This window comes from Pseudonocardia charpentierae (genome assembly GCF_031845345.1).
Lineage (GTDB): Bacteria > Actinomycetota > Actinomycetes > Mycobacteriales > Pseudonocardiaceae > Pseudonocardia > Pseudonocardia charpentierae.
In genome coordinates, this window is record NZ_JAVREJ010000004.1 from 1 (window position 1) to 12,882 (window position 12,882).

Here is a 12,882-nt window from a genome sequence, read left to right on the forward strand (position 1 = left end):
GCGGACACCACGGAGGGCAACCTCACCAACGACTGCGCCTTCGGCAACACGACCGGTGAGACGTCGCAGATGCTCGACGGCGGCAGCAGCCTGCTCGGCAGCCTCGCCGGCCTCATCACCGGAGCGGTCGTCAACGCCCCCGTGCAGACCAACGCCCTCAACTGCAACAACGTGAACGTCGAGGACGTCATCGACTCGAACTCGAACAACACGACCCGCGAGGTCGACGTGACCGAGATCGAGGACTCGTTCAACCAGTCGCACCACCGCCGCTGATCTTCACCGGCACCTGAGAAAGGGCTCGGACCTCACGGTCCGGGCCCTTTCTGCATTTCCCGACCCGCCTTAGGAGCCGAACCGGCGGTGGCGCGCGGCGTAGTCGCGCAAGGCGCGCAGGAAGTCCACCTTCCGGAATTCCGGCCAGTACGCCTCGCAGAACCAGAACTCCGAGTGCGCCGACTGCCACAGCAGGAATCCCGACAAGCGCTGCTCTCCCGAGGTCCGGATGACGAGGTCGGGATCGGGCTGGCCGGATGTGTACAGGTGCGCCGCGATGTGGTCGACGTCGAGCACCTCGGCCAATTCCTCGATCGACGTCCCGGTCTCGGCGTGCTGCAGCAGCAGTTTGCGCACCGCGTCCGCGATCTCCTGCCGTCCGCCGTAGCCGACCGCCACGTTCAACTGCATGCCCGAGCGATCCTGGGTGCGGGCCGCCGCGGTGGACAGCCGGTGTGCCATCGCCTGCGGCAGGAGGTCCAGCGCGCCCACCACCCGCAGTCGCCACGGCGCGCCGGGTGCACTCAGCTCGTCGACGACGTCGGCGATGATCTCGAGCAGCGGGTAGAGCTCGTCCGCAGGGCGGCTCAGGTTGTCGGTCGACAGCAGGAACAACGTCACGACCTCGACGCCCGCCTCGTCGCACCAGCCCAGCAGGTCCGCGATCTTCGCCGCGCCGACGCGATGGCCGGTGTTGACGTCGCGGAACCCCTCCTCGCGGGCCCAGCGCCGATTGCCGTCGAGCATGAGGGCGACGTGGCGCGGGCGCAGGACGTCGGGCGCGGTGAGCTGTCGGCTGATCCTGCGCTCGTACACCGAGTACAGCAGGTCCCGCACGCCCACGGGCGATCAGCGTACGCCGCGTGGCAGCGACCACCGGACCGCCCGACGGCGCGTCACCGGTGCCGTAATGTCGGTTGCGTGACGACCGGTGAGACGACGGGGAGCACTCCGTTCCCGGTACTGCCGAAGCCCCGGATGCGGGGGTGGTTGCACTTCTGGTCGTTCGCCGCGTCGATCGCGGCCTGCGCCACGCTGATCGCGGTGTCGGCGGCGCTGGTGGGAGGCGTCGCGGCGGCCGCGACGGCCGTGTACAGCGTCACTGTCCTGGGGCTGTTCGGCATCAGCGCGCTCTATCACCGCCACACCTGGCGGTCACCACGCAGCAGGGTGGTGATGCGCCGCCTGGACCACTCGATGATCTTCCTGTTCATCGCGGGGTCGTACACACCGCTGGCGGTGCTGGCGATGGACCGGCCCACGGCCGAGTGGGTGCTCACCGTGGTCTGGGCGGGCGCGCTGGCCGGCGTCCTGCTCAAGACGCTGTGGCCGTACGCGCCCGCCTGGGTGGGAGTGCCGATCTACGTCGCGCTGGGCTGGGTCGCGGCCTTCGTGCTGCCGGACCTCCTGCACAACGCGGGGGTCGCCGCGCTCGTGCTGCTGCTCGTCGGCGGTGCCCTCTACACGGTGGGGGGGGTCATGTACGCGATCCGCCGCCCCGACCCCTGGCCGAACACCTTCGGCTACCACGAGTTCTTCCACGCCGCGACGGTGCTGGCCGCGATCTGCCATCACGTCGCGATCTGGCTGGCCCTGTTCCCGGGCTAGCCGGTCCACGGGACGCGCGTCAGGCGTCGTCGCCCGTCGGGCCCTTCGCCCGCAGGTCGTCCACCTTCGCCATCGCCGCCCGCAGCTCGGTCAGCCACTCGTCGGCGTGCTCCCCGACGAGCCGCACCGCCCACGCCAGCGCGTCCGAGCGGGAGCGCGCGACGCCGGAGTCGACCAGCGTGTCGAGCACGATCCGCTCGGGCTGCCGGAGACGCGTCATGACCGGCACCGACGCGACCGTGAACAGCTCGACCTGCTCGCCCAGCCGTGCACCCCAGGCGACCTTGCGCTGGTAGCGGTGCTCGGCCTGACGGGCGATCTCGATGCGCTCGTCGCGGGTGGTCTCCCGGAAGCGCGAGATCCGGCCCGCAGCCGCGGCGGCCCGGTCGGCCCGCCCCGTCTCCGTGTCGGCAAACTCGCCCTCCAGCGCCGGCAGCTCGCCGACGATCACGATCTCCTCGCGGTCGACGGTCACCTCGGGGGCACCGACGAACCAGCCGTCCGGCAGTCGTCCCGACAGCCACGCCACGGCATCGGTGGCAGGCGGCAGGTCCGCCTGCTGCCAGCCACCCCGACCGGGCCCGCGACCACCGCGTCCCCCGCCCGGTCCCTGCCAGCGTCCATGCATCCGTCCGGTCATCTCCGCCTCCTCAAGCTCAGTGATTACGAACTTACACTGCTACGGACGATGCAGTAGCGCGTTCGTTGGAGGCGAACGCACCACGGATGCCGGCCGTCGGGCGGGGACATGGATGGGTAGCGGTCACCGATGTCGGCTCGCAGCCGCGCGGACAGCATTTCTCCTGCCATCAACCCGGGCGGGTCGGGCACTGCCCCCCTGCCCGTCCCCTTCACCTACCGAGAGGCACCCTCATGCCCCGCTCCGCCCTGCGCCGTGGGCTGGCCGCCACCGTCCTGAGCTCGTCAGCGGTCCTCGGCCTGCTCATCACGGCGAGCCCCGCACATGCCGACGTCCGGGACCGGGTGTTCGTCAGCCAGTCCGGCGGCGTGAAGACCGTCCTGGCGCCTGACCGCAGCGCTGACGGCGCGTCGGTGCGCCAGGTCGCCCGCACCGGTGTCGCCGACGCGAGCCCCGTCGAGCAGACCTGGCGCAGCGAGAGCGCCCGGCAGGGGCGCGGAGCGTTCACGCTGGTGCACACCCCCACGACCGGCGCCACCGGCCCCGGCCGACTCTGCCTCGGGGTGCAGGGCGGCTCCACCGCGGAAGGCGCGCCGCTCGTGCTGGCGCCCTGCGACGGCTCGGACAGCCAGGCGTGGCGGTTCCTCGGGAACGCGGCGTTCAACAACATGGAGAACCTCGGCAGCAGGCTGAAGGTCGAACTCGTGGGCGGCCGCCTCGTCCAGGCGCAGTTCCCCGACCGCACCGACCCGGCCGCCCGGCAGCGCCGGACCGCGCAGCTCGTGGGAGTGCTGCCGAAGACGTTCGGGGTCGGCGGCGCCTGACCACGCATCCGCTCGTAGCGTCGGCGCGCAGCGTTGCCGACCCTGGAGTGGTTGCGGACGCTCGGCGGCGTCCGGGAGCCGGTGCGGATCGGCACCGCCGTACCGGCCGCCGTCGCCGCTCCGGGCGGCTCGCCCCGCAAGCCCGGGAGGACGCCGCCCGCCGGCGCCTGGCGGGACTGGCCAACCACGTCGCCCGCCGGATCGGGCCTGCGGGAGCGACGGCGTAGCTCGGGCCGGACACGGTCGTCTGGCTCGAGCGGCCGGGCGCGCCCCGCGTCACCGCGACCTGGCTCGGACCCGGCGAGCACTTCGAGGACATCGCCCTGGTCGCCGGCACCGCCCGCACCGCCCGCACCGCGGCGACGGACCTGCGCTGCCTGACCGTCACTTCGTGGGACTTCCGCCGGCTGGTCGAGTCGGACCCCGAGATCTCGTGGCGGGTCCTCAGCGCGATGGCGGCGCAGCTGCTCCCCCGGATCGGGGTGTCGGCCGAGACCGGCCGGCCGCCGGTCGCCGGACCGGCCCGACCACGCTGACCCTCACGGGTAGACACGCAGCAGGCCGAGGGCGACCAGCAGCGCGGCGACGGCGACCGGCAGCAGGGCGACGAGCGCGAGGCGCACCAGGGCCCGCAGCCGAGGGGGGATCGACAGCCCGGTCAACGGTCCGCGCAGCGCCATCACCCCGACGGCGGCGGCCATGAACGGGGCGGCCAGCAGGAGACCCCACTGCGGTCCGAGCGCCGTCCACACCACCGTCGCACCGACCGTGGCGGTGAGCCGACCGAAGCTGCGCACCGCCGAGAGCGTTCCGAACGCCGAGTACCGCAGGTCGACCGGCGCGTACAGGGCCACACCGACGTGCTCGGCCGCCTCGATCGCGCCGCTCGCGGCCCCGGCCGCGACGAAGCAGGCCACGAGCTGGGGGACGGTCCCCTCCGCGAAGGCGAATCCCGCGTAGGCGCCGAGCAGCGCCGCCACACCCGCCGTCATGACGCGCACGGGCCCGAACCGGTCGACCAACCGGCCGGACAGCGGGGCGGCGCCCGCCGCCGCCAGCCGCCAGAACAGGTAGAGCAGCACGGCGACGGCGGCGGGGCTGAGCGGGAGGTCCTGGCGCTGCAGCAGAGTGGTGGCCCGCAGGATGAGCAGCACGGCCGCGAAGTTCACGGCTTCGAAAAGCGTGATGCCGGTCATCAGCCGGCCGAGCGCGCCACGGTAGACCGGGCGCACCCGCAGCCGCACCGGGCTCTTGGCAGGCGGCGCCGGGGGTCGGGCGCGCAGCATGCGCACACCGAGCACGGCGGCCACGACGCCCGGCACCACCGCGACGAGCAGGGCGCCCCGCACCCCGAACACCGCGAGCCCGGCGAAGGCCAGCAGCGGGCCACCGACGGAGGCGAGGTGGTGCAGGCCGCGTTCGAGACCGAAGGCGCGCCCGTAACCGGCGGAACCGGCCCGCTCGGGCACGGCGGCGTAGCGTTGCGGCGAGCGCAGACCGCGCGCCGTCGCCGTCCCGGCCCGCAGCGCCCCGACCTGCAGGCTCGAGGTGGCGACCGCGATCAGCCCGGTGAGCGCGGTCATCACCACATAGCTCCCCGCGCTGATCCAGCCTCGTCGGCGTGGGTCCTCGCTCAGCGCCCCGCCGCCCAGCCGCGCCACCCCGTCGGCCGCGCTCGCGAGGCCCTCCACCAGCCCGAGAGCGATCGGGGACGAGCCCAGCGTCACCGACAGCAGCGCCGGGAGCAGCGACGTCGACGCCTCGTCGGACGCGGTGGACAGCAAGGTTGCGGAGCGCCCGGCGAAGAACTTCCGACGCGGGACGGGAACGGGCGGGGCGGCGGTGGCCGAAACGGTCATGGGGCCGTTCTACGGGCGGTCGGAAGCCCCGTAATCCGTAACGGCTACCCATTGACGCACCTCGCGGCGCGTCCGGACCCCGAGCTTGTCCAGCACGGCGGCCACGTGGTTCTCGACCGTCCGCACGGAGACCACGAGACGGGCGGCGATCTCGGCGTTGGACAGCCCGGCGGCGACGAGGTCGAGGACCTCGACCTGGCGCGCGGTGAGGCCTGCGGGGTGGGCACGGGTCGCCGCCGCGGCCCGCCGGGGCACGCGGGTGACGCCGAGGTCGGCCAGCCGGGCGCGGACGATGGCCGCAGCCGGCGTCGCACCCAGGTCCTCGAGCAGTCGCAGGCCGCGCAGCGCCGGCTCGACCTCGCCGGACAGGCCCAGCTCGAGACCCTGCTCGTAGGGGTCGCCGATCCGCTCCCACGCGGCCGCGGCGGCCCGCCAGTCGCCACGCAGCCCGCTCGCCCACGGCTCGGGGAAGGTCCCGGCGTCGACCGGCAGCCCGGCCCGGGCCAGATAGCGCGCCACCTCACCGCGGACGGCCGCGGCGCCGCCACCGTGCCGCGGGAGCAGCTCGGCCGCCACCTCGGCGGCGCGCTCCGGACGCCCGGTGAGCCAGGCCAGCTCGGCCACGGCGACGCCGGTGAGGGTGAGCCCGAGAAGCGAGCGTTGCGCCCGCGCCCGCTGCCAGGCCTCGTCCAGCAGCGGATCCGCACGCGCGTCACCGCGGCGGGCGAGCAGCCGGGCGTGCGCGGGGACGCTGTAGACGTAGAGCATCCCGACGTCGCCCTCGGCGGCGAGGTCGCGCAGGCCCTCCTGCGCCTCGTTCCACCGCCCCCGGCGCATCAGCAGCAGGCAGCGGTGCACGTCGAGGTTGTAGGCGTGGGACCAGAACCCGCGCTCGCGGGTGAACTCCAGCCCGGCCTCGACGCATCCGGCGAGCTCGTCGAGGTGGCCGAGCCGGTAGAGCGGCTCGGCGAGGTTGGTGTAGGCGCGTGCGGTCGCCTCGCCGTCGTCGTGGGTGCGAGCCAGCGCCAGGCTGGCGCGCAGGTCGTCGAGGCCCGGCTCACCGTCGCGGTCGCAGCGCGCGACGCCGCGGTAGTTCAGGCAGAGCGCGACGAGGTCGGTCCGCCCGGCCGTCGCGGCCAGCTCCCGCGCCCGGTCGAGCACCTCGAGGGCGGCGTCGGGACGTTCGGTCAGGGCGAGCAGCGATCCGCGCGCACCCAGCGCAGCGGCGCGCGCAGCGGGCGGGGCCCCGGCGGCGTCCAGCACCGCGACAGCCCGGTCGACCTCGCGCTGCGCCCCGTCCGTGTCGCCCGCCATGTAGAGGTGGCGGGACAGCCGCACCAGCGCCTCACCCCACCCGATCCTGCTTCCGGCGATCCGGTCGTCGAGCATCTCGTGCTGCCGCACGGCGTCGCGGGCCCGGTCGACCGCCTCGCCGAAGCGCCGCGCGTTGTAGAGCTCCCATGCGTAGTCGTCGAGCAGGCGGGCGCGCTCCGGCGGGTCGAGCAGCGCGACGTGGCGGTGGGCCACCTCGAAGTGCGCCAACGCTTGCCGGTGCGCGCCCAACCGTGCGGCCTCGCGGCCCGCCGCCGGCGCGAACTCCGCGACGGTCCCGCCGTCGTCCGCCTCGAGCGCGTGGTGCACGAGCCGATCGGGATCGTGGTGCCGGCGGGCCCGGAGGGCGGTCACGACCGCGCGGTTGAGCAGCCGGCGCCGCAGTGCCGGCAGGGCCGCCTCGACCGACCGGCGGGCCAGCTCGTGCCGGAACGCCAGCCCGTTCCCGCGCAGCTCCAGGATGCCGCGCTCCTCGGCCTCGTCGAGCACGGCGAGGTCGCCGTGCCCCAGCAGCCGCCCGGCCAGGTCCAGGTCGACCCGCGTCGGCACCACCGAGAGCTGCTCACAGGCCGCGCGGCACGGCGGGCTCAGTGCTCCCAGCCGGGCCGCCACGGCGTCGGCCACCGTCCGGGGCACCACGCCCGTAGGTGCGGCGAGCGCCTCGGTGACGAAGAACGGGTTCCCGCCGGTGAGGGCGTGCAGAGCCGCCCCCTCGTCCCCGGCCAGGGCCGCCACCGCGGCGGGCGACAGCGGCGCGAGCCGGAGACGGTGCACGGGCCGGCCGACGAGCTCGCCGAGCAGCGCGCGCAGCGGGTGCGTCGGACCGACCTCGTCCGCCCGGAACGTCAGCACGAGGACGCCCGGGATGTCGGCGATGCGGCGCGCCACGTGCCGCAGGACGTCCAGGCTCGCGTCGTCGACCCAGTGGACGTCCTCCACGACCAGCACCGTGGCCGGCGGAAGCGCCAGCTCGGCGACCGCGGCCCGGAACGCCGCCCCGGGGTCGTCCGCCCGCAGAGCTCGCTCCAGCGGCCCGCCGGTGTCGCGCGCGGCATCGCGGAGCGGGCCGAGCGGGCGGCGGGTGTGCAGGTCGTCGCAGGCGCCGACCAGGATGCGCGGCGCGCGGTCCGCCCGGGCGGCGGCCGCGGCGAAAGCGCGAACCAGGCTGGTCTTGCCCATCCCGGCCTCGCCACCGAGCAGTACCACCGAGCCGCGACCTGCGCGGGCAGCCGCGACCGCACGGAGCAGCTCCGCGAGGGACGCCTCCCGTTCCAGCAGGGCCCCGGCCATCGCGGCATCGTGGCACACGGGCGGCCACCTCAGGCTGGATCGGCCCAGGTCCGGTGCACCGCCGCGGCGTCGCGCCGGGATCGGGTGCCCAGGCGACTGAAGATGCCGCCGACGTGGTGGTCGACGGTGCGGACCGAGAGGTGCAACCGATCGGCGATCTCGGCGTTCGTGGCGCCCTCGGCGAGAAGCTCGAGGACGTCGAGCTGGCGCTCGGTGAGACCCGCGGGGTTGGGCCGCCGGACCGGCGAGCTGCGGCGCGGCAGCCGCGTCGCGCCGAGCGCACGCAGCCGGCGGCGGGCGAGGTCGGCCGCCGGCACGGCGCGCAGCTCGTCGAGCACGACCAGGCCCTCGGTGGTCGGCCCGACCTCACCCGAGTCGACCAGCTCCAGCGCGCGCTCGTAGCCGTCGCCGGTGCGCTCCCACGCCGTCGCGGCCGTCCGCCAGTCGGCTCGCAGGCCGGCGGCATAACCCGTCGGGCACCCGTCGAACGGCTCCGCGGGCAGGCCGGCGCGACGCAGGTGGCGCAGGAGGCCGCCGCGGATGAAGGCCCAGCCTGCGCCGTCCATCCGGGGCAGCAGGACGTCGGCCACCTCCTGGGCCGGGCCGGGATCGCCGTTGAGCCACGACCACTCCACCAGCCCCCGGCCGGAGTGCGCGATGGCCAGCGGCAGCCGCTGCCGGCGCGCCGCGTCCCAGGCCCGGGTGAGGATCTCGCGGGCGTCCGGCTGCCCCCGGCGGGCGCGCAGCCGGCCGTACGCCGACAGGTGGAAGGCGTCGAACATGCCCGGCTCGCCCTTCGGCAGCGTCGCCGCGAGGCCCGCCTCGGCCTCGTCCCAGGCTCCGTGGAAGGTCTGGAGCCGATGTTCCTGGATGCGCATCAGGTAGACGAACTGGCCCAGGTCGTGCTCCGCGGCGTGAGCGATTCCGGCGGCGACGACCTCGTCCGCGTCGGCGAACCGGCCCAGGCTCAGCAGCAGCTCCCCCAGGTTGCAGTACGCCCGCGCGGCGGACTCGTCGCTGCCGTGCGCCAGGGCGACCGACAACGCGGCCTGCAGGTCCGCGACCCCGGCCGCGGCCTCCTCGACCTCGGCCCGGGCGAGGCCGCGGTAGTTCAGCACGAGCGACGCCAGGTCCGGTCGCCCCGCCGCGTCCGCGAGCTCGCGCGCCCGTTCCAGCACGGGCAGCGCCGCAGCGGACCGACCGGTCAGGACGAGGCCCGCGCCGTGGTAGGTCGTGGCGGCCGCCAGCGCGGGGCCGGCGGGGGATGACTCCAGCGTCGCCACGGCACGCGCGCCGAGCCGCTCGGCCTCCTCGCCCTCGCCGGTCATGAACAGGTACCGCGAGAGCCGCACGAGCACGGCGGCGACAGCCTCGGTGTGCGACGGAGCGTCGCCGACCCGCTCCAACAGCGCCAACGCGGTGCGGCCGGCCCGGACGGCGTCGGCGAACCGGTGGGCGAGGTAGAGCTCCCACGCCCAGTCGTCGAAGAGCGCGGCCCGCGCGCCGGGACCCAGCAGGTCGGCGTGAGCGACCGCCGCCTCGAGGTGGGCCAGCGCCTGGCGGTGCGACCCGGCCGCCGCGGCGGCCCGCGCCGCTCCCGGCGCGAACTCGACGATCGTCGCACCGTCGCCGGCCTGCACCGCGTGGTGCACGATGCGCTCGACGTCGGGCGCCTTCGCCCCGCGCAGCGCCTGCACGACCCGCGCGTTGAGCGCGCGGCGGCGCAGGCCCGGCAACGCCGCCTCGACGGCGCGGCGGGCCAGCTCGTGGCGGAAGGCGAGCCCGCCGTCGCGCAGCACGACGACACCGCGCTCCTCGGCGGTGACCAGCGCCGCCAGCCGCTCGCCCAGCAGCGCCTCGGACAGGGCACCGTCCACCAGCGTCGGCACCACCGACAGCTGTTCCAGGGCGGCGACCGTCTCCGGCTCCAGCGCGCGCACGCGGGCCAGTACGGTGTCCGAGACACCGGTCGGCATCTCCCCCGGCGGGACGGCCAGCAGCTCGGTGGCGAAGAACGGGTTGCCGCCGGTGACGGCGTGCACGCTCGCCCCGTCGCGCCCTGCTCGCCGGGCGAGCTCGTCGACCGCCTCCGGCGACAGCGGGGCGAGCCGCAGCGTGGCCGGGGAGGTCCCCGAGAGCGCGCCGAGCAACCGCTCCAACGGATGCCCGGGCACCACGGCCTCGGGACGGTAGGTCAGCACCAGCAGGGCGGGCAGACCGTCGAGGCGCCGCGCGAGGTAGCGCAGCACGTCGAGGGTGGCGTCGTCGGCCCACTGCACGTCGTCGAGGACGAGCACCGTCGGGCGGGGCGAGCGGAGCTGCGCGACGGCGGCGTCGAACACCGCCTCCGGACCACCGCCGAGCGCCCGTTCGAGGGGGCCGCCCGTGCCCGCCACCGCCTCCTGCAGCGCGCCGAGGGCACGGGGCGCGAGCAGGTCGTCGCAGACCCCGACCAGCACCCGCACATCGCCGGGGAGCTCCGCCACGAACCGGCGGACGAGGCTGGTCTTGCCGATCCCGGCCTCGCCGGCCACGAGCGCGGCCCCGCCGTTCCCGGACCGCGCCCGGTCCAGCGCGGCACGCAGCACGCGCAGGTCGTCGCGGCGCTCGAGGAGACCGGCCGGCATACGCGCAGCATGGCACGCAGCGGCCGGTCATCTCACGGATGCAGGCCCAAGACGGCCGTCAGCTCCTCCGGGGTCGTGACCGGGCGGTCGCAGACGAACCCGCGGCACACGTACGCCGCGGAGGCGCCACCGACCAGTGGGCGATGCGCCAGCAGCGGCACGCCCGGACTGTCCGGATCGCCGGCCACGACCACCGTGCCCCCGGGGGCGATGGCGCGCGCGTGCGCGACGAGCGCCGCCCGTTCCGGCTCCGGGCCCACCACCACGACCTGCAGGGGCCCGCGCACCGCGGCCTCCGCCACCGTCAGCCAGTGCCCGGCGAAGCGCGGGAACCGCTGCGCCAGCGTGCCCGCCGACCGCAGTGCCTCGTCGGCCGCCTCGCGGTACCGCTGGGGGTCGTCGACCAGCACGGACGCCGTCAGCAGGGCTCCGGCGAGCGCGGCGGCCCCGCTCGGGGTGGCGTTGTCGGTGATCTCCCGTGGCCGGTGCAGCAGGGCCTCCGCGTCGTCCGCGGTGTCGAAGAAGGAGCCGGCATCGTCGGCGGAGAACCGGGCCAGGGTGAGGTCCAAAATCTCGACGGCCTGCTCCAGCCGGTGCGCGGCTCCGGTGGCCTGGTGCAGCGCGAGCAGCGCCTCGGCGAGGAACGCGTGGTCGTCCAGCACCCCGGCCGCGGCCCCGACGACGCCGTCGCGCGACGACCGACGCACGCGGCCGTCGACGACGTGCCGCTCCAGCAGGAGATCCGCGGTCGCGTCGGCGGCGGCGACCCAGTCGGGCCGCCCCAGTGCGGCGCCGGCCTCGGCGAGCGCGAGCACGGCCATGCCGTTCCAGGCGGTGACGACCTTGTCGTCGCGTGCGGGCTGCGGACGGCGGTTCCGGGCCGCGAGCAGGGCCGCCCGCACCCGCTCCCAGCGCGCCGGGTCGTCCGCGTCCACCGGCAGCTGCAGCGTCGAGCTCCCGTGCTCGAAAGTCCCCGACACGGTGACGACCAGCAGCTCCGCCGCCCATGCTGCGTCGTCTCCGTCGTCTCCGTCGTCGCCGAGAACCTCGGCGAACTGCGCGGGCGTCCAGGCGTACGTCAGGCCCTCGACCCCGTCCGTATCGGCGTCGAGCGCCGAGGCGAATCCGCCCTCGGGCGTGCGCAGGTCGCGCAGCAGGAAAGCGGCGGTCTCCTCGGCGACGCGCCGGGCGAGCGGCTGCTGCGGTCCCGGCACGCGGGCGAGGTGGGCGTACGCGCGCAGCAGCAGCGCGTTGTCGTACAGCATCTTCTCGAAGTGCGGGACGACCCAGCGGTCGTCGACGCTGTACCGGGCGAAACCACCGGCGAGCTGGTCGTACAGGCCGCCGCGGGCCATCCGCCCCGCCGTCACCTCGACGGTGCGCAGCGCGTCGGCCGAGCCCGTGCGCTCGTGATGGCGCAGCAGGAACTCCAGGATCATGGACGGCGGGAACTTCGGTGCGCCGCCGAACCCGCCGTGCACCGGGTCGAACTCACCTGTCAGCGTCCGCACGGCCTCGTCGAGCGCGTCGGTGTCGATGCCCGCGGGCGGCAGCACCGCGGTGGCGTTGTCCGCCAGCCGCGCGGCGATCTGCCCGGCCCCGCTGCGCACGCGCGCGGCGTCGTCCCGCCAGGTCTCGGTGACGGCCGCGAGCAGCCGGCGGAACTGCGGCGTGGGGTAGTAGGTGCCGCAGTGGAACGGCTCGCCCGCCGGGGTGAGGAAGCAGGTCATCGGCCAGCCGCCCTGGCCGGTCATCGCCTGGGTGGCCCCCATGTAGACCGCGTCGATGTCCGGGCGTTCCTCCCGGTCGACCTTGACGGCGACGAAGCCGGCGTTGATCTGCTCGGCCGTCGCGCGGTCCTCGAACGACTCGTGGGCCATGACGTGACACCAGTGGCAGGCCGCGTAGCCGACCGACAGGAGCACGGGGACGTCGCGGCGGGCGGCCTCCTCGAACGCCTCGTCCGACCACTCCCACCAGTCCACGGGGTTGTCGGCGTGCTGCAGGAGGTACGGGCTCGTCGCACCGGCGAGACGGTTCGGCATGGACCCAGCCTGTCAGTCGCGCGTGGCGCCGTCCGGGGGGTCGTCGCCGCTCCGCGAGCCCGCCGCGGGAGTCACGGCGACGTCCGATGGCGGTGCCACCGGACCGTCCGGTGACGCGTCCGCGGCGGCGTCGTCGGAGGCGGTGGCGTCGAAGGACGCCGGCACCTTCCGGAGATGCTTGTTCATCGACCGGACGAGCAGGATCGTCGCGAGGAAGAGCACCACGAGGACGACGAGCCCGACCGGCGACGCCTTCCCGAACTCCTCGCCCTTCCCGGGCGGTGGCGCCGGGTCCTGCGCGAGCACCAGCCCGACCGTCTGCCCCACCGGCACCGATCCGAGATCGACCAGCACGGTGACCACCTCCCCTCGCTCACCTCG

Annotated in this window: 10 protein-coding genes; 3 read left to right on the forward strand and 7 right to left on the reverse strand. The window is 75.2% G+C overall.

Features of this window, described 5'->3' with window-relative positions; genetic code table 11:
• On the forward strand, nt 1-276 hold a 276-nt coding region (locus RM445_RS07665; protein ID WP_311555439.1), incomplete at its 5' end, for a hypothetical protein.
• A 69-nt stretch (nt 277-345) separates the two neighbouring features.
• On the opposite strand, the gene RM445_RS07670 is transcribed toward RM445_RS07665, so the two are convergent.
• A complete protein-coding gene (locus tag RM445_RS07670) occupies nt 346-1,113 on the reverse strand; it encodes an isoprenyl transferase (RefSeq protein ID WP_311555741.1) in 768 nt (255 codons plus the stop codon).
• Between the two features lie 141 nt (nt 1,114-1,254).
• Here RM445_RS07670 and trhA point away from each other — a divergent pair, with 141 nt between their 5' ends.
• The gene (gene trhA, locus RM445_RS07675; protein WP_311555742.1) at nt 1,255-1,884 is read left to right on the forward strand and encodes a PAQR family membrane homeostasis protein TrhA; all 630 of its coding nucleotides are present in this window, start codon (nt 1,255-1,257) and stop codon (nt 1,882-1,884) included.
• Nucleotides 1,885-1,903: 19 nt separating this feature from the next.
• Here trhA and RM445_RS07680 read toward each other — a convergent pair whose 3' ends face one another.
• Nucleotides 1,904-2,524, reverse strand: coding sequence for a hypothetical protein (locus RM445_RS07680; protein ID WP_311555440.1), 621 nt, complete (start codon nt 2,522-2,524; stop codon nt 1,904-1,906).
• A 233-nt stretch (nt 2,525-2,757) separates the two neighbouring features.
• Here RM445_RS07680 and RM445_RS07685 point away from each other — a divergent pair, with 233 nt between their 5' ends.
• Entirely contained in the window at nt 2,758-3,348 is a 591-nt protein-coding gene (locus tag RM445_RS07685) for an RICIN domain-containing protein (protein ID WP_311555441.1), read from the forward strand.
• Nucleotides 3,349-3,887: 539 nt separating this feature from the next.
• Here the strand turns inward: RM445_RS07685 and RM445_RS07690 are convergent.
• Genes RM445_RS07690 through RM445_RS07710 form a run of 5 tightly spaced genes read right to left on the reverse strand, consistent with a single transcriptional unit; the run spans nt 3,888 to nt 12,855 of the window.
• Entirely contained in the window at nt 3,888-5,207 is a 1,320-nt protein-coding gene (locus tag RM445_RS07690) for an MFS transporter (protein WP_311555442.1), read from the reverse strand.
• Between the two features lie 9 nt (nt 5,208-5,216).
• Nucleotides 5,217-7,829 (reverse strand): ATP-binding protein, encoded by a 2,613-nt coding sequence (locus tag RM445_RS07695; RefSeq protein WP_311555443.1) that lies wholly within the window; start codon nt 7,827-7,829, stop codon nt 5,217-5,219.
• Nucleotides 7,830-7,858: 29 nt separating this feature from the next.
• Nucleotides 7,859-10,456 (reverse strand): helix-turn-helix transcriptional regulator, encoded by a 2,598-nt coding sequence (locus RM445_RS07700; protein ID WP_311555444.1) that lies wholly within the window; start codon nt 10,454-10,456, stop codon nt 7,859-7,861.
• A 32-nt stretch (nt 10,457-10,488) separates the two neighbouring features.
• Nucleotides 10,489-12,501 (reverse strand): thioredoxin domain-containing protein, encoded by a 2,013-nt coding sequence (locus RM445_RS07705; RefSeq protein ID WP_311555445.1) that lies wholly within the window; start codon nt 12,499-12,501, stop codon nt 10,489-10,491.
• Between the two features lie 12 nt (nt 12,502-12,513).
• Nucleotides 12,514-12,855: a hypothetical protein gene (locus RM445_RS07710; RefSeq protein WP_311555446.1), complete on the reverse strand. Its 342-nt coding sequence runs from the start codon at nt 12,853-12,855 to the stop codon at nt 12,514-12,516.
• Nucleotides 12,856-12,882: the final 27 nt, after the last annotated feature.

Excerpts from the sequence above, each read along its gene's own strand:
- RM445_RS07690 (WP_311555442.1), bottom strand. The coding sequence starts at position 5,207 with ATGACCGTTTCGGCCACCGCCGCCCCGCCCGTTCCCGTCCCGCGTCGG.
- RM445_RS07705 (WP_311555445.1), bottom strand. The coding sequence starts at position 12,501 with ATGCCGAACCGTCTCGCCGGTGCGACGAGCCCGTACCTCCTGCAGCAC.
- trhA (WP_311555742.1), top strand. The coding sequence starts at position 1,255 with ATGCGGGGGTGGTTGCACTTCTGGTCGTTCGCCGCGTCGATCGCGGCC.
- RM445_RS07685 (WP_311555441.1), top strand. The coding sequence starts at position 2,758 with ATGCCCCGCTCCGCCCTGCGCCGTGGGCTGGCCGCCACCGTCCTGAGC.
- RM445_RS07700 (WP_311555444.1), bottom strand. The coding sequence starts at position 10,456 with ATGCCGGCCGGTCTCCTCGAGCGCCGCGACGACCTGCGCGTGCTGCGT.
- RM445_RS07695 (WP_311555443.1), bottom strand. The coding sequence starts at position 7,829 with ATGGCCGGGGCCCTGCTGGAACGGGAGGCGTCCCTCGCGGAGCTGCTC.
- RM445_RS07680 (WP_311555440.1), bottom strand. The coding sequence starts at position 2,524 with ATGACCGGACGGATGCATGGACGCTGGCAGGGACCGGGCGGGGGACGC.